Origin of the sequence: Actinomadura miaoliensis (genome assembly GCF_039536785.1) — a bacterium.
Lineage (GTDB): Bacteria > Actinomycetota > Actinomycetes > Streptosporangiales > Streptosporangiaceae > Spirillospora > Spirillospora miaoliensis.
Genome location: NZ_BAAAZG010000002.1, coordinates 67,024 through 86,372 on the forward strand (window position 1 = coordinate 67,024; position 19,349 = coordinate 86,372).

A 19,349-nucleotide genomic window follows, 5' to 3' on the forward strand; every position below is an offset into this window, starting at 1 on the left:
CCCGCTCGACCTGAACGCTGGACGGCGCCGTCATCGCGCCTTCCCCTGCCGGGCCAGGTATCCGCGAATCGCCACGACCGCGTCGGTGACGTTGTCGGCGGGCGCGATCGGTTCCTGCCGGCTCGTGTAGAACCACAACGCGCCGCCGTCCTCGAGACGCGGTCTACACGTGACGACGACCCCGGCCGCCGCCCCCTCCGCACGGCAACCGTCCACCTGCGGCTCCGTCACCCGCAGTCCACGCGCGGTCGGCTTGACCAGCAGGTCCCCGGCGGAAAGCTGCATGGCCAACAGCCCCAGCGGATCGGTTTCGGCCCTACGCTCATGCATGGGTTCGGACCCCTTTCGTCCGGATCAAGGGCCCGGCCGGCGCTGCCTTCGCCGCGTCCGGGCCCGCCTCATGTCTGGGCACCCCGCGACGCGCAGTCCGTGCCGACGAAGCGGAGTAGTCCACGAGCGTGACGGCGCGATCACTCTCCGCCAACACCGATCCCTCCCATGACGATCAAGGACCGATAGGCCACATTGGCCTACCCGCCAATTGACCACCGACGGTGATGATGTTGATGAATTGCTTAGAGTGACGCCGAGAACCCGACCGACCACAGCCGAATTGATCGGGAAGGGGCGCGATGAACGAGCAGACCAATGATCGAATCTGCCCGGCATGCCGAATCACCCGATTGAGCCGCTACAACCCCGACCCCCTGTGCGCACCCTGCATCCCCCAGGTCCGCGACAGCGGCATGAACCCCCTCTGGACCTGGGATTCCTCTCCCCTCCGCCACGCCCTCGCCCGCGGCGACATGCCCGCCGTGCTCGCGATCATCCGTGGCGCCACCGGCCTGAGCCAGCTCGAATTCGGCCAGCTCATCGGCTGGTCCCAGTCGGTGGTCTCAAAGATCGAGAGGCGCAGACGCGATACCTTTTACGACATCCGGGAGATCCTTCGTATCGCCGATCTCCTGGGCATGCCACGCAAAGCCCTCGCTCCCCTCATTCTCGGCGACCACAATGGCATCCTGGGAACGGACGACAACCCCGCACCCCTGGGAGCCGGTATGGACATGAGCCGCCGAGAATTCCACGAGATGACGGCCGGGCTGGCGGCCGGAACGATGCTCCCCGCGTTCAGCATCCCCCAACGCGCCGACATGGGCCACGTCCGCTACCTGCGGGCTTGTCGCCTCCAGGTAGAAGCCGCCTTCGACACCTCGGGCAGCGTCACTGTGCTGGACCAGGCCCGGCGTCACTTCACCTCGGCCCGGCACCTGGTGGACGAGGCCGATTACACCGAGACCGTCGGCCGTCAACTGCTGGCGGAGGGAGCCCGGCTGGGCGAGATCACCGGCTTCATGGCCTACGACCGCAACGACCAGCCGCTGGCACGGCGCCTCTACGCCCAGTCTGCGGAAATGGCCGAACACTGCGGCGACCCGGCCGTCCAAGCCGAGTCGTACACCGATCGTGCCCAGCAGCTGACATTCGCGGCGCGCGAGACCGGCCGGCGAGGCCCTGCCCGCGAGGCGTTGCGGCTGACCGCCCGAGCCACCTCCGTCGCCCAGTACATCCCCTCCCCACGGCTGCACGCCCTGATCGCTCTCCGCCAGGCACTCGCACACGCCGCGCTCGGTGACGAACTGGCGTTTCGGCAAGCCATCGACACCGCTCGCCGGGAACTGAGCAGAGGCCCTCACCCCACCGACCCGGCATGGACGGACTTCGTCACGCCCTCTGAGATCAACTCGATCGAGGCCAGCGGATACCAGATGCTCGCCCGCGTCCAGGGCACCGGCAGCGACAGGGCACTGAACCTGTTCCAGACAGTGCTGGCCGACCCGACACGCACTCCCCGCGACAAGACGACGATTCGCGCCCGCGTGGCAGTCACACTGCTCCAAGAGGGCGACGTGAAAGAAGCTCTCAACGTGGGCAAGGCAGCCCTCCCGGCGTCCTCCGGTGTGACATCAGGCCTCGCCCTCAACACCCTCCGCCCCCTCCGAGCCGCCGCCGCCGACCGACCCGACGCCGAAGACTTCCGCCACCACTACGACCAAGCACTACGCGCCTCCGCCGCCTGAACAAGCAATCCCACGCCGCGGCGGGGCGACCATCGGCCCCCGACGGCTGCGGTGGGACGGTGCCATAGGCCGCGGTCCGCGCTGCCGGGCCCGTATCTGCGCGAGGACAACCTGCGTTCATCCGCCTGGTGCACGAGATCGAGGGCCTGGCGGCGGGCGGGCGCACCACACCGCCAGAACAACACGTTGGGCTCGCCCATGCGCATTGTCGCGAAGCCGCCGTCCGACCACCGTTCGCCGGTAACCGTCCGAAGGCCTGACCGTCAGGACGCCGACCAAGACGTGCTGGGCGCACCGGCTCAACGCCAGACCAGCTCAACGCCCGGGCGCCATGTGGCCCCGGCCGATGACCTCGGTCGCTCGCGCGTGCACGCGTGTTGGCGTCTCGCGAAATTCGCGAACTGGCTCCGTCGAGACAGCCGAGGGCGGGGGGGACGGCACCCTATGCCGGACGGCGGCCCCATGCGAGCGCCCTCGGCGCGCGCGTAGTGAGACCCGCCGTCAACCCCGCCCGGCCGGCGCCAGAATCCGATCCTCCTCGCGAGCCAAACGGCGTCAGCAGGCTGCTACGGCTGCGTGACGACAGACTCTTCGGGGATGAGCAAAAACGCGTGGTAGAAGTTGAACTCGCCGTCCCAGGCGCGGTCCAGGTGGATCTCGGCGTCCCGGTTGGGGAGGTTTCCGGCTGTGGCCATGGCGAAGTTGGTGCCGCGCAGCCGTAGCGCGCGTACCACCGGCTGGCCCGGGATGTCGGGCAGGCCCGGGATGGGGACGGGCTCCCATAGCCCGGCGTTGCTCTGGTTCATCCGCAGGGTCACCACTGCGTCGGCTCTCGCCAGGTTCCCCCGGATACCGAGGTATCGCCGGTTGGGCTGGGACCGGATGTAGTAGGCCCCGGGGCGGCCTCGTGCGGGCTCGAACTCCCAGTAGACCGATGCGTTGTTGGGCCAGGGGTCGGCCCAGTAGGTCTGGAGTTCGTCGTTGTCGCTGGTCTCGGCGTCGCTGATGCCGTCGGGCATGAGGTAGGCGTTGATCACCTTGTGCACGATCAAGACGTTGCCGGCCGGGATGGCGCCGGTGTAGTCAGGCATTGCGTCTCCTGGGGGTCGGGGGTGTCCACCAACCCATTCCCTCACCCATAGAGATCAATTGATTACTATTGGTGAACAATCGCGAACCTTCGGGTGAGTAGGCCCTTCGCTCAGTCGCCGCCTTGGATCCGCCGCTGCGGAACAACGGGAAGCCGGTGGACCGGTTGGCCACCCCCTGCCGGTGAGGTGTCTTTGTGGCGCGATGACGAGGGTGCCGAGTGGCTTCACGCGCCGTCTCACTGGTCCCCGAACACTCAGCACCGTCGGGTGAGCAGTCCGGCTGAGGTGGAGGCGCTGCTCGAATCACCGCCAGATGAGCCAGTGCAGGTCTGGGCGTGGATCGACGAGGCGGCGGGGCTGATACATGCGCGCCAGTTCGCGCCCAGTGAAGGCAAGCCCGAGGATGAGGCATGCGGGTCCGCATGCATGGCGCTGTCCACACTGCCGGCCCGCCCGCTGACGGTCGTGCACGGGCGGGGATCGGCCATCCGAGTCCGACCTCGTGACACCGAGGTCGACCTCGGCGACGCCTGCATGATCGATTGAAACCAGCGCCCAGCCGTCGCCGTGCCGGTCACCGAACTCACGGCAGATGGCGGCCGCCCGCGACCGCCCCCGGCCAGGAGTACCAGCGCCCATTCGGGTGCGGCGCCCATTCGGGTGCGGCGCCCGGTCGGTCGGCCACCGTCCGCGGCGTGCGCGCCGACACGGCGGCGACATGCATGTCGGGGACGAACTATCACTGGCCCAGCACGCTCATCGCGCCGTGTTGATGACCTTCTGAGCCCGATTGAGACGGCACTCGAAGGGCGCGCCCCACGACGCCGGCAGGGTGTCGCTCTGCAAGAGTTTGTGGGGGAGCCACAGGTCACAGTCGGTGAGGAGGGGTTCGGATGCGGGTCGCGGTGATCGGCTTCGGCGTTGAGGGCCGGGCCGCGGTGGACTACTGGACGGCGCGCGGACACCAGGTGGTGGTGCACGAACGCAGCGGTCCGGTCGACGTTCCCGACGGGGTCACCCTGGCCGATGACTACCTCACCGGGCTGGACACGGTCGACCTGATCGTCCGCAGCCCCGGTGTCCGCCCCGAAACACTGCCGGCCGAGGTGCCGACCACCAGCGTCATCGCCGAGTTCATGGCCCGCTGCCCCGCCCCGGTCATCGGCGTCACCGGCACCAAGGGCAAGGGCACCACCGCCACCGCGATCGCCGCGATCCTGCGGGCCGCCGGGCGGCGGGTGGTCGTCGGCGGCAACATCGGCACCACCCCGCTGGCGCTGCTGCCCCGCATCGATCCAGACGATCTGGTCGTGCTGGAGCTGTCCAGCTTCCAGCTGATGGACCTGCAGCGCTCCCCGCAGATCGCGGTGGTGCTGGCGGTCACCCCCGACCACCTGAACTGGCACCGCGACATGGACGAGTACGAACAGGCCAAGTCCTCCATCGCCCGCTACCAAACACCCGATGACCTGGTCGTCTATGCGGCCGACAACCCGCCCGCCACCCGGATCGCGGCCACCGGCCCGGCCCGGCGCGTGCCGGTCGGCGACCCCGAGGGCGTTCACCTGCACGACGACGCCATCTACCTGCGCGACACCCGCGTGATCGAGACTGGTGACGTGCCGCTGCCCGGCCCGCACAACCTGACCAACATCGCTGCAGCGATCGCCGCCACCCACGACCTGATCGGCGGCGACCACCAGGCGATCCGTAGTGCGGTGCGCGGCCTCCAGGCGCTGCCGCACCGGTTGCAGGTCGCCGCCACCCGCAACGGCGTCACCTGGGTCGACGACTCGCTGTCCACCACCCCGCAGACCACCATCGCCGCCATGAACGCCTTCGACGGCCCCAAGATCCTCATCCTCGGCGGCTCCACCAAGGGCGTGTCCTTCGACGATCTGGCGCAGGCCATCGCCGAAGCCGCCGCCCACGCCCGGATACGCGCCGTCCTGCTCACCGGCGCCGAAGCGCCCCGCATCGCCGCCGCCCTGGACGCCGCCGACGTCACCGGATACGAACACGTCCCCGGCCCCATGACCGACCTGGTCACCCGTGCCGCGCATCACGCCCACCCAGGTGACGTGGTGCTGCTGTCACCGGCCTGCTCCAGCGTCGGCGACTACCGCAACTACGCCGACCGCGGCGACCAGTTCGCCACCGCCGTCCACGCCCTCCCGAGTTGACCCCGACCCGCCTTGCGGAATGGGCGACCAATTCCGTGCGTCCTCCGGCTGATGACGCGTCAGGCCATCGGCCTAGGCACGGCCATTACCGCATCCCCAAGCCGAAAACCGCCCTCCCCTGACCACCGCACGCAGCGGCGTCGACTCCTCCCCCCGGCGCACGACTTCACCTGGCGTCCCCTGCACAGGCGCCGCCCGCCGCACCCGCACCATCACCGAGTGCCGCCTGATCCGCGCTGCTGACGCCTCACACCGGCCGAACACGGCGCCGCCCTCTTGACGACAACGCCGCCAAATGCGCCCATGGGCCCCGCGTCCGCCGATCACTGCCATGGGTCCAGGCGGTGAGCCTGTCAGAAGTAGGGGGTCACGGCGGGGCGAACCGTCTTCTCGGCCGATGTATGCGCCGATCCGGCGGCACATGATCAGGTCATGGCACTCAAGACCCGAGCGCTCGCGACCGTCACCGGGCTGTCCACCCTCTCGGCGGCCCTCGCCTTCGCCGTCCCGGCCGCCTCCGCCGAGACCGTTCCCGCCCTGCCTCCACCGACCGGCTCCCGGCAGGTCGGCATGACCTCCCTGTATCTGAAAGACACCTCCCGTCCCGATACGTGGGTGCCTTCCGTCAACGCGCGAGAGCTGATGGTCTCCCTCTGGTATCCGGCGAAGGCCCATGACGGGCAGAGGGCCCCGTACATGACGTCGAACGAGTCTCAGGCTCTGCTGAAGGGCTCAGGCATCACCGGGGTACCAGGTGACGTGCTGAGCAAGACGCGCACGCACGCGTTCCGCGACGCCCTCCCGGTCGGCCGGGTGCGCGGCATGCCGCTCGTCGTGCTGTCACCCGGCCTCGCCTGGCAGCGCAGCTCACTGACGTCCCTGGCCGAAGATCTGGCCAGCCGGGGCTACGTGGTCGCCGGAATCGACCACACATACGAGACCCACGCCACGACCTTCCCGGACGGCCGCGTGACCACCTGCGTCGCCTGCACGGTCCCGGCCGAGGAACGCGCCGAACGGGCCATCAGGGGCCGGGCGGCCGACGTCTCCTTCGTCCTCGACCAGCTCCTCGGCAGGCACTCCAAGTGGAAGGGCAGCGTCCTGATCGACCCGTCGAGAATCGCGATGGTGGGCATGTCGCTGGGCGGCGGAAGCGTTCCCGAGACCATGCTCCGCGACACCCGGGTGCGCGCCGGGCTCAACCTGGACGGACCGCACCGGGTGGCGATTCCGGAGCGCGGCCTCCAGCGCCCGTACATGATCCTCGGCCAGGCGAGGCCGGACGCCACGTGGGATCGCGACTGGCCGCACGTGACGGGCTGGAAGCGGTGGCTCGCGGTGCACGGAGCGATCCACTCGTCCTTCACCGACTACGACACGCTGACCCAGCAGATCGGCGTCGACCAGGGAAGCAGGCTCCCCGGCAACCGCTCCGTCGAGATCACCCGGGCGTACGTCCGCGCCTTCATGGATCTCCACCTGCGCCACCGGCCCCAGCCCTTGCTCGACAAGCCGTCCGCGCGCCATCCCGAGGTGACGTTCGAAGGCCGAGCCCCACACCCCTGATCACCTCATTCGCCTCGCGAGAAGCAAGGACCGACGCACCGTGGGGGGAGGACGGCGAGAACCGCCTGCGGAGACATTGCCCAGCAACATCGACTTCCACTTTGAGATCTACGCCGAGAACCGGCGTGCCACGCACCGCAGGCACCCCGCGGAGTGTGGGTTGACGGCGCCCAAGACCGGCGTCTCCTGGTTGTCGAACCACCACCAAACCAGACCATCAGCCCATCACCTCGGCGTCCGCCCACCACAGTGACACTGGCCACCGTCCACCAGAACCACGACCGTCTACCACCGAAAGCAGATGGCCGTCGGTACCTCCCCCGGCTACGGCAACACCCTCATGCTCCAAGACGTCCAGGCCGAACCCGCCTGAGCCGATCGGCTGGCCGCCGCGACTACAGCGAGGTCAAGCCCGGCATGGCGGTCGGCTCGGGATTGGTGCGCCGCCGACGCCAAAGGTGAGCACAGCCGGCGGCCACACACCGCCTGGGGGCGTCTCGGTCTTCCTCAGGGATGTGCGGCCTCTCCGTTCAGCGAACTGATCGCCTTGCCGAGCGCTTTCTGCTCGTCTTCCGGCAGCGATCGGGCGGCGTGCAGCATGTGCAGGGCGGTCTGGAGCCGCGTCCGGTCGGCTTCGGTGCCGAGGTCCGCGAGGTAGGGAGTCACGACCAGGCCGAGCGCCTTGAGGTCGGCGCGTGCGCAGAAACTGGCCAGGAGATCCTTCAGGAGATCGTCGGCGGCGCGTGGCGCGGCTCCTACCGAACGCAGTCCTTCGGCGATCGCGAACCGGTTCCAGTCGGCGTACTGCCCGTCCGGTACGTCATCGATGTGCGCGGCCGCCAACTCGAAGTGCCGGCGCGCCTGGTCGGGGTCGGCGAGGTCCCTGTAGGCCTTGGCCATGTTGAGGTGCAGAGAGGCGTAGAAGCCCTTGACCCGGCCGTCGCCCACCCGATCCGCGCGGTCCAGGCTCTCCTGGTTCCAGCGGAGGGTTTCCTGCGCGGTCGGCTGGTGCCGGGCGAGGTAGTGGGCGGCGACGCACGCTTCGTAGTCATCGCTCGCGATCTTCCACGCCTGCTCGAACGCCGCGCGCGCGTCGGCGTCACGTCCCTCCGCCTCGGCCTGCATGCCGTGGGAGCACAGCTGGACAACGGGGTTGTCCGGGTTCATGTCTTCCTCTTTCTTCGCCGCTCATACCGTGGCGGCCGGTGAGATGCGGTCATCGGCGCCGGTGCCCCGGACCGGCATGACGAGGGTGGTGAAGCTGCCCTGGTCGGCGGAGCGGACCACGACGGGCTGGATATCGGACGTGACCTCCAGGAGCACGTCCGGGCCGACGCCGACGTCGAGTGCCGCGAGCAGCACGGCCGGGTCGAAGGCGATGCGCAGCGGGGGTCCGGTGCAGATGGCGGGCAGTGCGGCCGCCGCGGGTTCGCAGCCTTCCAGCACGAGCCGGTGGTCCTCGGCGTGCAGGGTGACCGGCCCTTCTCCCGCACCTTCAGCGAGCCGGTCGCGCAGTGCCTGCCTACCGGTGATCAGGCGGTTCCGGGCGGCCGGTAGGTGATCCAGGATCATCCGGTAGTCGGGGTACGCCCCCTCGATCGCCGGAAGCGTCACAGACTGCCCGTCGCCGTGGATCCGCGCCGTCTGGCCATCGACCTCCAGGCCGACCTCCGCCAGGCGTACGACCCAGGGGATGACGTCCTTCATCGCCGAGGCGTCGACCACCACCTGGCACGGTGCACCCTCAAAGGAATGCGGCCGCAGGGTCCGGACCGCCAGGCGGTACCGGTCCGTGGCGACCAGGCGAACCTCCTCGCCGTCCAGTTCGATCAACACACCGCCGAGGATGGGGAACTCCTCGGCCACGGCCGGAGAAGCCGCCGCGGGCGCCACCTGGCGGACGGCGCTGGACAGTTCGGCACCACCGACCCGAGCCACGGTGCGGGACGCCCCGGCCGACAGGTCCCGCAAGATCTCCTCGATCGCCGACTGCGCCGCGGCCGCCGTCTCCCGTGACTTCCTCGCATGCCCTTCGAGGACGGCACGGGCTTCCTCGGGAGGGCCGTCGAGCACCACCGAGGCGTCCGTCAACGGCATGCCCGCCGTCCGCAACCGCCTCACGAGAACGGCCCGAGCCTCCTGGTCCGGGTGGTAGTAGCGATAGCCGGTCGCGTCGTCGACGAAGGCGGGACGCAGGACGCCGCAGTCGTCGTAGAACCGCAAAGCGCTCGGAGCCAGCCCCACCCGGCGCGCGAAGGCACCGATGCTCAACAGCGCGTCGACGTCATCCATGAGCTGGATTGTCCGGCTTCAACCTCCTTGAAAGTCAAAGCAACGCAGCCGTCCGAGCCACCGGGACCCGCGGGGAGCTGCCGCCGGGACGCCAGGATGAACGACAAGCCCCACAACGGATCCCACCAGCGACCACAGCTGAGCTCCACCCCGCCCGACGTGAGAGGCCGGTGACCAGCAGCCGTTCACTGGACCCGAGACGCGGGGAGCCGAAGCTGAGCCGGTCACCGACCCGCACGTCCGTGAGTTCGGCCACCGCCTCCTCCGGCTGCGCGGCCTCGGCCGCGATCTAGGCGGTGAAGGTGAACGGCTCGGGAGGACGCGCGACGGGGTAACGATCAGCCGCGCGATCCGTTCCTTGGCAGAGGTTCGTAGTACCTGAGGCCGACCGTTGGATCTGGTCCGCGGGATCAGCTAAGGGCGGAACCAAGTCGCCGTCCAGCCGCTTCCCCTAGGTGCGCAACCTGACTACCGTCAGCAGACCGCCGCCCGAGCGAAACCTCTCAACGCGCTCTTGCCTTGAGCTGCAGGACACTACTCTCGGGCCAATCCGAGCTTCGGGAGCTCGATCAGGTCACCGGTCTCTTCATTCCAGGCGCGATAGCGCCAGTGCGAGATATCCCCGATTCTGTAGCCGTCACGTAGCGCGATCGCGATGGCCCTGGCCAAATCTCGGTACTGCCTCGACGAAGCCGGCCATCGAAGCTCCTGCCACCAGTTCTCGTGCATACCTTCGGGGCAGCGCCACCCAGCATCCATGATCACTTCTTCGCCTCGTGGAGTGGCGCGCACCTCATCACGCTCAAGAAAGCTGTTGACCACTACATATGCGAACAGTTCAGTGCTCGACTGAGCGAACTGAACGTAGCGCTGCCGATCCGTCTCCACGGGCTCCAGTATCACAACCAGGGCGCCCGCCGGAAGGTTGGCCAGTTCTTCAGCGAGGCCGACAGTGAATGCTTCCCAGTCCATGGCGCTCACAGTCCTTGACTCACAGCCCAGTCGTGTTCATCCAGGTACTCATTCGTGGCGACGAAAATCTTGACCAGCGTCGACGATCGCATGACCACGATTGTGGTCTGCTGGCCACGCCACCGCACCTCAGGGTACTCGCCGGGGCGCCGGTCAGTTGGTTCACCCAGCGTCTTCGTCGCGATCGCGGTCACATCGGCGAAAACATCCTGCAGCCACGACCGGCCTTCGATCGTCTCGTTACTGACGTATTCCGATGCGGCCACCGATACCCGCTCAACTTGGCCGTCACTGGTGATGTTGATATCGCCACTGGCCATGCCGAGTCCGGTGTCCAGACGCACACCTCTACGACGTCGCGCCTCAACCGTCCAGCCGAAGTCGTGGACGAGTTGGTCAACGTCGGCCGCGTTCCAGGACCAGGCCAGATCTCGAAACCTCGTCACCAACTCGACGACTTCCCGATCTGAGAGTCGTCTGTGTTCCGCCATGAGATGTCATCCTACCGGAGTGAGGCCGGCGACCCGCCGGATTTTGAGAGGACGTCCGTCGCGACTGAGATCGAACTCCAATGTGGTGGCCTTGCCATGTTTGTCCACGTGCACGAGATGGTACTCGACTTCGAGTTTCCCCTCGTCCAGTGCCGCTTGCAGCCGCGCTCGAAGTTCTGGGTTGTTCTCCAGAGCCTTCCGCAGATCGGGGTCGCGCCCCAGGAGCCACTCCAGGTATTCCGGACTGCCCTGCTCCGCCTTCTTCCCGCCACCCACTTTACTCTCTCCCAATGTCGAGCCGGCACCCTTACCTTCGACTACGACCAACTTCAGCCGATTTTCTTCGACCGAGACCACGTCCAAGGTTCCGCTTCGCCCCGGCCCATCGAAGAGAGGAGTGAGTTTCACTCCCCGCCTTCCGGCGAAATCTTCCGCCCCTACCATGCCCAGCCGCTCACTGAGGCGCTGCAGGACCTTACCCTCCTTGTTATAGTCATCGGCCAGATCCCGCAGTTGATCCAGTTTGGCGAGTTGTTGCTGCTTCTGCTCCATTGACAGGTGCGGATCATTCTGTACCCGCTCCAACAGCTCGTCAATCTTCTTCTCGAGCTTCTTCTCACTCAGATCGTGAATGTCGTCGATGCCGAACTCGTTTTTGTCGCCGAACTTCTTGATGCCCAGCAGTTTACGAATCTCACTGTTCAGGTTGGCTCGATTCTTCTCCACCGGAGTCCGCTTGGCGACAAGTTCTTCGATCCGAGCAGCAGCCTCAGGGGTAGGCGTGTAGCCCTGCTTATCTCCCTTCTGAGCCAAAAAGTCCAGGTGATCCTTGCTTCGCGGATCAGGGAGGAAATTGCCGTTCCGGTCATGTAGTCTGCGCGTATCTTCCTGACGGAAGGAGCCGGGAGGATCTCCCTCGTAGTGCAAACGGCCGTCTGCAGTCCAATACTCCCCCTCGGCGTCACCGGGCTTGTGCAGCCTCCCGTCTTCCCCGATGTACATACCTTTCGGCAGCGGCTCCTGGGAGGTGTCACGCCGCGGAAGATCCTCGCTATTCCCTGCTGCCTCGTTGTTCTCTGTGTCGGGCTTTCGTCCCGTCCCCTCTTCGGGAGACTGTCCCGAAGCACTGTTGTCTGGCTTTTCACCTGAGGGCGGAGCTTCCCGGTCCCCGCCCCCGCCGGGCTGGGTTCTGGGGCGGCCGTTGCCGTCCAGTTCGCCGGCGCCTGGAGTGCCTTGACGAGGCGCAACCGGTCCATTGCCGCCTTCGCCTCCGGGGCGGCGCGCCGTCCCTTCGGGACTTCCTTCGCGGCCAAGGGGCGTCCGGTCGGAGCCGCCACCAGACGTGGGGTTCCGGTCGCCCTCGCCTGTATGGGGCGGCTTGTGGGCGCTGTTGATTTCGTGGGGAGGGCGGCCGCCTACGGTGGCGAGTTCCGGGGTGCGGTCTCGAGGGACCGGGGGAAGGTTGTCGTCGTTGTGGGGCGGGCGGGCGCCTGGGCGACGGTCGACGTTCTGGAAGTCGGGCTCGTAACGCCTGCCGATGTCGTCGATTTGGCGCCTCACGTCGCCGACGGTCGGGCGTGGGTCGGGAACCGTGTGCGGGGCGCGCGCGGGCGGGTCAATGCGGATGCTGGCAGGGTCGATTACCCGGGGGGCCTTGGTGCCGCGGAGGGAAGCCAGTTTCTCCTGGATGGTGGCGAAGGCGCTGCGGCCGGAGTTGACCAGGCCCGTGAAGCCGGGGATGTGACCGGCGGCGCTGGCGGCGGCCTTGCCGCCCTTGCCGAACTTGCCGGCCTTGAGCAACTTGGTCAGCGGGCCGAAGGTGGCGACGTTGACGGCGGTGGCGCCCAAAGCGCCAGCGTGGTTGCCCTTGGCGTGTTCGTCCCAGCCGATGAAGTCCTTGCCGAGGGCCTTCCACGCCTCCAGACCTTCTTTGGCCCTACCGTCGCCTCTGATGGCGGATGCGGCCAGAATTACGGGGCTGGAGCCGTAACCGAGTTTGAGCAGGCCGTCCCAAGAGGCGAGGAACGTTTCCGTATTGGTGAAGTCGACCAGGGAGAAGGTGCCGGTGACCATACCCCAGGCCGCCTTGCCCGCGCCTTTCGCAAAGCGTTCCCACCAGGGGTCCGGCTCCTTGACGGTCGAGCCCCAAGGGACACGGGCGCCGTCAGGAAGGCGCGCCCAGCCGTACCGCTGGTAGCCGGGTGGAAGTTTGCCGTGGTCGTCACCGAACTCGCCGGGGACGTAATGCGGGCCGCCGGTGAGGGCGTTGATTTTGTTGGCGCAGTCGCGTTCGGCGCGCTGGAAGGCGGTGACACCCCAGGCGTTCATCCGGTTGATCAGGCTGTTGTAGCGATCCCGGGTGGCGTCGTCCTCCATGGCGTCCGGGTCGCCCATGACGTCGCCGTTGAAATCGGCGATGTCGGCCTTGAGAATGGTCAGCTGCTGCTGGATCTTGGCGACCTCGGCGGCGAAGGCCTCCAGTGCCGACACGACGGTGGCCGTCTGGCTGCCGACCGTGTCGCCCTCCGCCTGGACCGGGCCCATGGCGGCCAGGACCTTCTCGGCTTCGGGGGCCGTGTAGAACTGCCTGAGGCCGCCTTTCGTCCAGACGCTGTTGACGCGCCGCCCGGTCTCCTGAATTCCGGCTCCGGCCTTCTTGAGGCCCGCCGCCGCCTGCTGCACTTTTTCGGCGACCCCGGAGAAGTCCGGCAGGCCGCTCATGTCGATGCTGGTCACTTCTGCTTGTACAGACCGTTCGGACCCGGCGCCTCGATCGCGGCGCGTTGCGCGGCGGCCGCCCTGCGCGCGTAACGGCGGGCGCGTTCGCCCATCTCGTGGTCAGCGGCCACGTAGTACGAGGTGGCCTCGGAGGTCTTCGTCACGGCACGGTTGATGCGGCTCTCCATGCCGTTCACCCGGGTCCTCGCCTGCGTGCCGAACCGCAGCAGCGCCGCGCTGACGATCTCGCTGCGGCAGGCGACGCCGGCTTCCTTGAGGTGGGTGAAGAACGCCTTGTCGTGTTTCCACAGCGGCTGCGACGCGGCCGCCGCCCTTCTGAGCTCCCCAAGTACGCCACCGTCATCGATGCCGTAGCTGGTCATACGACCACGCCTCCCCGTCGGCGTCGGATAGATCAGGACACAATGGCCAATTGGAAGTTATCTATCCTGACGGACACTTTGCCCGCGGTGATTGTCTCGATCAAGTAACGACCGAATCTAGGTACGTCTTTATGGTCGTCCGAAATCCGGCCGTGGTCGTGTGACGTCGTACGCTGCGTCGCGACCCGGCGGGCTTTGCGAGGAGGTTCTGTGGAGAGCGGTCACCAGAGGTGGTGCGGGTGACATACGACGTCATCGCGTTGACACAGCAGATGCCCGACGTGCGGACCCTGCTGGACGGGCTGAGCGCCGCCGGGGACGACCTGCGGCTCGACGTTCCTGAGCACGGAGGCGTCATCCAGCTGTTCGACGACGAGGGCGGGCCGCTGCTGTCGGTCGAGGCGCCCGTGCTCGTCCAGGTGCCGGGCGAGGCGGAGCGGCTGCTCGGCCCGTCAGCCGCAGGACTGCGGCCGCCGCTGTGGTGGGTGGAGGCCCGCGCGGCGGAACGGCAGGGCGCGCCCGAGCTGGCCCGCGTCTTCGCCGACGCCCTGGTCAACAAGCTCGGGGGCGTGGTCTGGGTCGCGGAGGACCAGCCGTGAGCCGTCCGCATCCGGCCATCGACCTGGTCACCGACGCGGCCGCGATCGTCATGCAGAAGCGTCCGGTGGTGCCGCTGTCGACATGGCTCGTCGACGCGATCGCGGTCGTCAGCGAGGCCCAAATGCCGTTGCAGCTCGTCACGCCGCACACGGCCCGGCTGACGATGCCCCTGTACGAGACGTTGCAGCCGCCGTACTTCCGATGGGTCGTTGGGCACCCGTCCGGCTTCTACGACGGCGGCACCGGGGAGCGGCTGCGGTTCGACGGCTCCGCGTTCGTCCCCGAGGATCCGCCCGGCGGCGCTGCCCCCTACACGGTTGTTCCCGTGGGCGTGGACGGGACCCAGTTGATGCTGGACTTTCGCGTACGGCATCCAGCGGTGGACAACGCTCGGCTGGGGGGCGCCACGGAACTTTGCTACGAGATGCTCATCGGACACAGACCGTCTGGGTGGGGCACGAGCGAGCCCCTCGCACAGGCGTGGAACCCCGAGCACATCACCGATCTGTGTCGCGGCCGGGCTCCACAGAGCACGCGGTTCTTCCATACAGGGTTGAGTGGAGTCCAGGCCATCGGAGTCACGCGCGTGAGTCGTAATACAGAAGGCATCGACGAAGCGGTCACGCTCCACCTGGGATACGGGCCGGCGCAGGCCCTACCGTTGGCCGTCCTAGCGGACGTCGTTGAACGGCTCGTCACCGACCACGGCCTTGTGGACTTCCAGGCTCACGCCCGTCCAGGACGTCCTGACCTAACGGCGGTCCCCAGCGACACGGGCACCGCGGCCCCGATCGGCATGGCGCTGGGCCCGGACGCCGTACGCGAGATCGGCCGTGAACGCGCCTTCGCTCCCCCTGGAATCACCACGCGACAGCTGGGCCACGCCCGCTTTCCCGCCGCCTGGTACCAGATCGGCGACGGACACGACACGAACGCCTGGACGACCTGGCGCCGGCTCTTCGAACACCTAGCCCCAGGCCTCAACAACCAGGACGCGCCTGGACCTGGTGACCGACGGCAGCAGGAAACGTCCGAGGAACAGAGTGTCTCGGACGCACCGACACTCGAAGAAGGCGTCTGGAGAAGAAGACCACCTCGAAGCGGGTAAGGCTTCCGTGAGCCGATGTGTCGTTCACCAGCAGACGTTGCCCACGGACAAGGACACGCGCACTTCGGGTCATACTTCCCTCCACCGCGACCCACGGACCTGCGCCAGTAGCACGCCGCGACTGTGCACCTGCTGCTCCAACGGGTCGGCCCTGATGGCGCCACCCCCCAATGCTCTGGTGCCCTCTCCCACGCCCCACGCCTGAACTGCAGGGGCCAGTGCTCTCCGCAGTGCCGAGGAAGGCGGCCGTGCGCCTACACGTGACCGTGCGCGCGCACGGCGTGGATCACTCCAGGACGTGGCCGCCAAAGGTGGCCTCGTCCCCCGGCTTGGCCTCGCGGGTCGCCAGCGCCTCGACAACGGTTCCCTGTACAACGCGGTCGACCCGCCGTCCCTCGTACGCAGTGCGCGGCGCGGCCAGGAGCGAGCCGCCGCGACGTCGGCCTCGGTAGAGAGCGCCATTCGCGCACCCCTTCCGGCGCGCTCCACGAGCGGGACCGTCATCCACGACGACGGGTGGCTCGCCCCTCGCCTCCCGTCTCCTCAAAACCTCGTTAAGCGTGCACCCTACGACGGTGGTGCCGACGCCTGGCGGGAACCGCTGCGGCGAGCGCTCCTCGGCGATCGAGACGCCGCCGCCTGATTCCCGCGGCGACGGGCACGTCACATCACATGGATCGCCTTCGGATGGAGGCGCGTTCCTCCTCTACCGCCCTTTTGAGGTTGGCGGAGAGTCCGGAGGATCCTGCGATCCTGTCAAGATATGGCACTGACCTTTCCCTGCCCACGGCCCCCATCACTTCGATGAGGTGGCCACCGAAATTACCCACCTGAGGGGCGTACACGGCCGCGAGCTCGAAGAACTTGAGCAGCAGCGGATGATCTGGCTGCTCACGGAATATCTCGTCCAGCCAGTCGATGACGGTGATAGCAGCCATCTCGACTCTGCCGTTGCACCACATCCAGGCGACTGCGTGGATGAACTCTTTCGGCGGTTCCCGCCAGGAGCGGTCGATCCAGGAAGGGTCGAATCCATGAGCCCAGGACTGGAAATTCTGCCACGTCATGTCACTTAGCAGAGGCATTGCGGCGACAAGTTCGTGACTCCAGCCTATCCAGTAGGCGTTGACCAGTTCAGGCATTTCGCCTTCAGCTTTTGCGACCTCCCCCGCATGATTCGCCTTGAACCGAAGCAAAGCGGAAAGTGACCGCAGAGCAGCCTCAACATCCTCCTGGCGGGCGGAAAGTTCCCGGACATGCCCATCATCGAGATCGACGATGTTCCAGGGCGCGGCGACCTCTGCCAGTTCAGCAGCTACCAGCTCATCGGCGCCGCCCTGCTCAGTCTTCGACATACCTCAGCGCCTCTTCGATGGTCCGCATCTGTGGTTGCTTAAAGAACTCGCCGATGGGTCGGTCGGGATTCTCGCGCCGCCATGTGACGTACTTACGCGACACTTTTTGATGAAATTCTGCCAACTCCGTCGGCGAAAAGGTGTGCTCGCCGATCGTCAGCGGAACGTCCGACTTTGCCACCCGTTGCATCGTATCAGGGTTGCCATGGAAAAGGCCCGTCCAGCGCTCGTCGCTCGGGATGCGGTACCCGACCTCTCGGCCATCCGGATCGGCGTTCTTCCACCGTCGGAGCTTCCGCAGTTGGCGCGGATCATCGTTCAGCTTGCTCTCGAGCGCGTTAGGCGTGTGCTTGACCTCGTCGACATGGATTTTCCCGTCGGAGGTCTTGTAGAGCAGATCCGCCTGGGAAACCGGATTGATGTCGATCCGCGTACCGTCGCCGAGATCGTCGGAAAGATGCCCTGCTCGCGCATGAGTCAGAACCTTGGTCCCCGGTGCGAGGTCCGCGCTTTCGATCACCTGCTTGGCGGCCAGCACCTCGGCGTAGTTCTCCCTGAATGTCTTGACATCTGTCGCCCTGGCGAGCTGCCTCAGTTGCTGAGTGTAGCTATTAATGTGCAACTTGCCGCTGTTCATGGCTGCTTCGAGATCACGCAAGGCCTGGCCGACCTCATTTTTGGGGAGTTTACCGCTCTCCGCCTTCGCGAGCAGGTCCTCAAGTTGCTTGCCCACTCCGTAGCGGTTGGCGTTGTGATGTGCCCGGGCCGCCTCGGCCTCGGACAGCCCCAACCGCTGGTACCGCTCCGGTGAGAAAGAGGGATCGCGGGGCGGTGGTGGCCCCTCCCCCGCCGGGTTGGTTCCGGTGTCGGAGGCAGTGCCTTCACCGTCACCGGACGCCGGAGTGCTGTTCTCTCCCTCGTGATCACGCGAGGCGGCACCGCTTTCACTTTCTCCGGGTTGAGAGCCTTTCTGGCTTCCCGCGACGTCCTTCTCCTTACCAACGCCGGTTTCCGAACTCGGCGCCTCCGACCTTGATCCCGGGCCGCTGTTCGGCGGGCGAGAGGGAGGGGCGCTGTTGGGATCGCCAGGGGTGCGCGGAACTGTGCTGGGAGATTCGGAGGATGAGTTGCGGGGGGTGGGTTTGTCCGGTGGCGTGTGTTGGCTGCTTTGGTCGTGCCCTGAGGAGCGGCTGCCGCCAGCGTTTTCCCCCGGCCTGGCGGGTGGTGGGCCGTTGTGGGATGAGGTGTGGGGGCTGTTGATTTCGTGGGGCGTGGTGCGTGGTGGGGCTCCGGCCAGGGCAGGTTCGCGGGGGGTGGGGTGGGAGGTGCTGGGGCGCAGTGGCGGTTCGGCTGCGGGGTAGCTGACGGGGCGGGGGTGTTTGACCTCGCCGATGGTTCCGTTGGGGGTGCGGAAGTCGCCCAGGCCGGAGCGCGCGGGCGTGGGGTCGGGTGTGGCAGCGAGCCTGGGGAGGTCCGCGTCCAGGCGTGGGGTGGGGCCGTTCTTGAGCTTGCCAACTAGGTTCCACGCGCCGCCGCCCGTCTTGGCGAGGGCGGTTCCCGGGTCAATGGCGCGGCCGACGACGGCGGCCCGCTGGAGGCCGCGGCCGAGGGCGCTGCTGGCCGGGGCACCAGTCTTCTTGAGAGTGGCGAGCATGAGGGCGTTGCCGGCGACCTGCCCGGCGGCCCGGGCAGGGTCACGGCGCCATTCGTCCCAGGCGAGCAGCCCCTTGACCTGGTTCTTGTGGGAGTCCCAGACCATGTTGCGGATCTTGGGGTTCAGCAGCAGGCTCTGGGTGCCCGGGCCACTGACGATCGCCGCCGACAAGGCCCACTTGCCCATCTCCTTCCAGGCTTCACGGGCCTTGTCCCAGCCCTGCACGCCGACCAGGGTGGAAACCCCACCCCAGGTGACATCCCAGATCCCACCCAGGACCCTGCCCGCGCCCCTCCAGGCGTCCTTGTACCACGGCAGATCGGCCTTTTCCGGGGTGCCCCACGGAGGGGCGGCCGGGGGTGGGGTGGCGCTGCAGCGTGGAGGGGGCGGGCTGCCGCCGTAGGTGGCGTAGATGGCGCCGGCGCACTGCTGCTCTGCGGCCGACAGCGCCATGGCCTGGGCACGGACGGCGGTTTCGATCCGGTTGTTGTCCTTGACCAGGTCCTCGTTCTTGGTCCAGTCGTCCCCCTCGGCCTTGACCTTGGCCTCCAACGCGGTCGCCTCACCGTGCAACGCCTGGAGCCGGGATTTGATGGGGCTCACGGCGTCGGCGTACTGCTCCAAGGCGAACGCGACCTTACGCAACCGCCCGGCGAAATCGGCCGTCCCCGTCTGGACGGGGAGGGCGGCCTGGCGCAACTGCTCGGCCTCCGGCGCCGTGTACACCCGCGGATTGAGACCATTCGACCAGGCCAGATGCACGTTCGATCCGGTGGCGCTGATGGACTGCGCGGCGCTGCGCAACCGGGCCGCCTCGCCGTACACCTGGGCGGTGTTCAGCTTGGCGATCATCGC

16 protein-coding genes are annotated in these 19,349 nt (G+C 67.5%); 6 read left to right on the forward strand and 10 right to left on the reverse strand.

From position 1 onward, the window contains the following. Window positions 1-30: 30 nt before the first annotated feature. Entirely contained in the window at window positions 31-330 is a 300-nt protein-coding gene (locus tag ABD811_RS04655; RefSeq protein ID WP_344941262.1) for a hypothetical protein, read from the reverse strand. Between the two features lie 302 nt (window positions 331-632). Here ABD811_RS04655 and ABD811_RS04660 point away from each other — a divergent pair, with 302 nt between their 5' ends. Continuing rightward, on the forward strand, window positions 633-2,081 hold the full coding sequence (locus tag ABD811_RS04660) for a helix-turn-helix domain-containing protein (protein WP_344941266.1): 1,449 nt from the start codon (window positions 633-635) through the stop codon (window positions 2,079-2,081). Window positions 2,082-2,647: 566 nt separating this feature from the next. Here ABD811_RS04660 and ABD811_RS04665 read toward each other — a convergent pair. Then, window positions 2,648-3,172 (reverse strand): RICIN domain-containing protein, encoded by a 525-nt coding sequence (locus ABD811_RS04665; protein WP_344941269.1) that lies wholly within the window; start codon window positions 3,170-3,172, stop codon window positions 2,648-2,650. Between the two features lie 285 nt (window positions 3,173-3,457). On the opposite strand from ABD811_RS04665, the gene ABD811_RS04670 reads away from it, so the two are divergent. The 3 genes from ABD811_RS04670 to ABD811_RS04680 all read left to right on the forward strand — a co-directional run bounded on the left by ABD811_RS04670 (window position 3,458) and on the right by ABD811_RS04680 (window position 6,921). Further along, a complete protein-coding gene (locus tag ABD811_RS04670; RefSeq protein WP_344941273.1) occupies window positions 3,458-3,718 on the forward strand; it encodes a hypothetical protein in 261 nt (86 codons plus the stop codon). 347 nt (window positions 3,719-4,065) lie between these two features. After that, the gene (gene murD, locus ABD811_RS04675; RefSeq protein ID WP_344941276.1) at window positions 4,066-5,355 is read left to right on the forward strand and encodes a UDP-N-acetylmuramoyl-L-alanine--D-glutamate ligase; all 1,290 of its coding nucleotides are present in this window, start codon (window positions 4,066-4,068) and stop codon (window positions 5,353-5,355) included. Window positions 5,356-5,787: 432 nt separating this feature from the next. Next, a complete protein-coding gene (locus ABD811_RS04680) occupies window positions 5,788-6,921 on the forward strand; it encodes an alpha/beta hydrolase family protein (RefSeq protein WP_344941279.1) in 1,134 nt (377 codons plus the stop codon). A 507-nt stretch (window positions 6,922-7,428) separates the two neighbouring features. Here the strand turns inward: ABD811_RS04680 and ABD811_RS04685 are convergent. From ABD811_RS04685 to ABD811_RS04710, 6 genes are all read right to left on the reverse strand, one after another. Then, window positions 7,429-8,088: a hypothetical protein gene (locus ABD811_RS04685; protein WP_344941281.1), complete on the reverse strand. Its 660-nt coding sequence runs from the start codon at window positions 8,086-8,088 to the stop codon at window positions 7,429-7,431. A 21-nt stretch (window positions 8,089-8,109) separates the two neighbouring features. After that, window positions 8,110-9,213, reverse strand: a complete 1,104-nt coding sequence (locus ABD811_RS04690; protein WP_344941284.1) for a DNA polymerase III subunit beta family protein — start codon at window positions 9,211-9,213, stop codon at window positions 8,110-8,112. Between the two features lie 534 nt (window positions 9,214-9,747). After that, on the reverse strand, window positions 9,748-10,185 hold the full coding sequence (locus ABD811_RS04695) for a TY-Chap domain-containing protein (protein ID WP_344941286.1): 438 nt from the start codon (window positions 10,183-10,185) through the stop codon (window positions 9,748-9,750). A 5-nt stretch (window positions 10,186-10,190) separates the two neighbouring features. Then, entirely contained in the window at window positions 10,191-10,676 is a 486-nt protein-coding gene (locus tag ABD811_RS04700) for a DUF6301 family protein (protein ID WP_344941288.1), read from the reverse strand. 6 nt (window positions 10,677-10,682) lie between these two features. Next, a complete protein-coding gene (locus ABD811_RS04705) occupies window positions 10,683-13,412 on the reverse strand; it encodes a hypothetical protein (RefSeq protein WP_344941290.1) in 2,730 nt (909 codons plus the stop codon). Beyond that, window positions 13,409-13,777, reverse strand: coding sequence for a DUF6507 family protein (locus tag ABD811_RS04710; protein WP_344941292.1), 369 nt, complete (start codon window positions 13,775-13,777; stop codon window positions 13,409-13,411). Before ABD811_RS04710 ends, ABD811_RS04705 begins: the two co-directional genes overlap by 4 nt. Window positions 13,778-14,016: 239 nt before the next feature. Between ABD811_RS04710 and ABD811_RS04715 the strand changes: the two genes are divergently transcribed. Next, on the forward strand, window positions 14,017-14,376 hold the full coding sequence (locus tag ABD811_RS04715; RefSeq protein ID WP_344941293.1) for a hypothetical protein: 360 nt from the start codon (window positions 14,017-14,019) through the stop codon (window positions 14,374-14,376). Beyond that, complete coding sequence (locus ABD811_RS04720; RefSeq protein WP_344941296.1) at window positions 14,373-15,485, forward strand: DUF6177 family protein; 1,113 nt, start codon at window positions 14,373-14,375, stop codon at window positions 15,483-15,485. The genes ABD811_RS04715 and ABD811_RS04720 overlap by 4 nt, the downstream gene beginning before the upstream one ends. Before the next feature lie 668 nt (window positions 15,486-16,153). Here the strand turns inward: ABD811_RS04720 and ABD811_RS04725 are convergent. Then, on the reverse strand, window positions 16,154-16,840 hold the full coding sequence (locus tag ABD811_RS04725; protein ID WP_344941298.1) for a hypothetical protein: 687 nt from the start codon (window positions 16,838-16,840) through the stop codon (window positions 16,154-16,156). Further along, the gene (locus ABD811_RS04730) at window positions 16,827-19,346 is read right to left on the reverse strand and encodes a hypothetical protein (protein WP_344941301.1); all 2,520 of its coding nucleotides are present in this window, start codon (window positions 19,344-19,346) and stop codon (window positions 16,827-16,829) included. The genes ABD811_RS04725 and ABD811_RS04730 overlap by 14 nt, the downstream gene beginning before the upstream one ends. Between the last annotated feature and the right edge of the window lie 3 nt (window positions 19,347-19,349).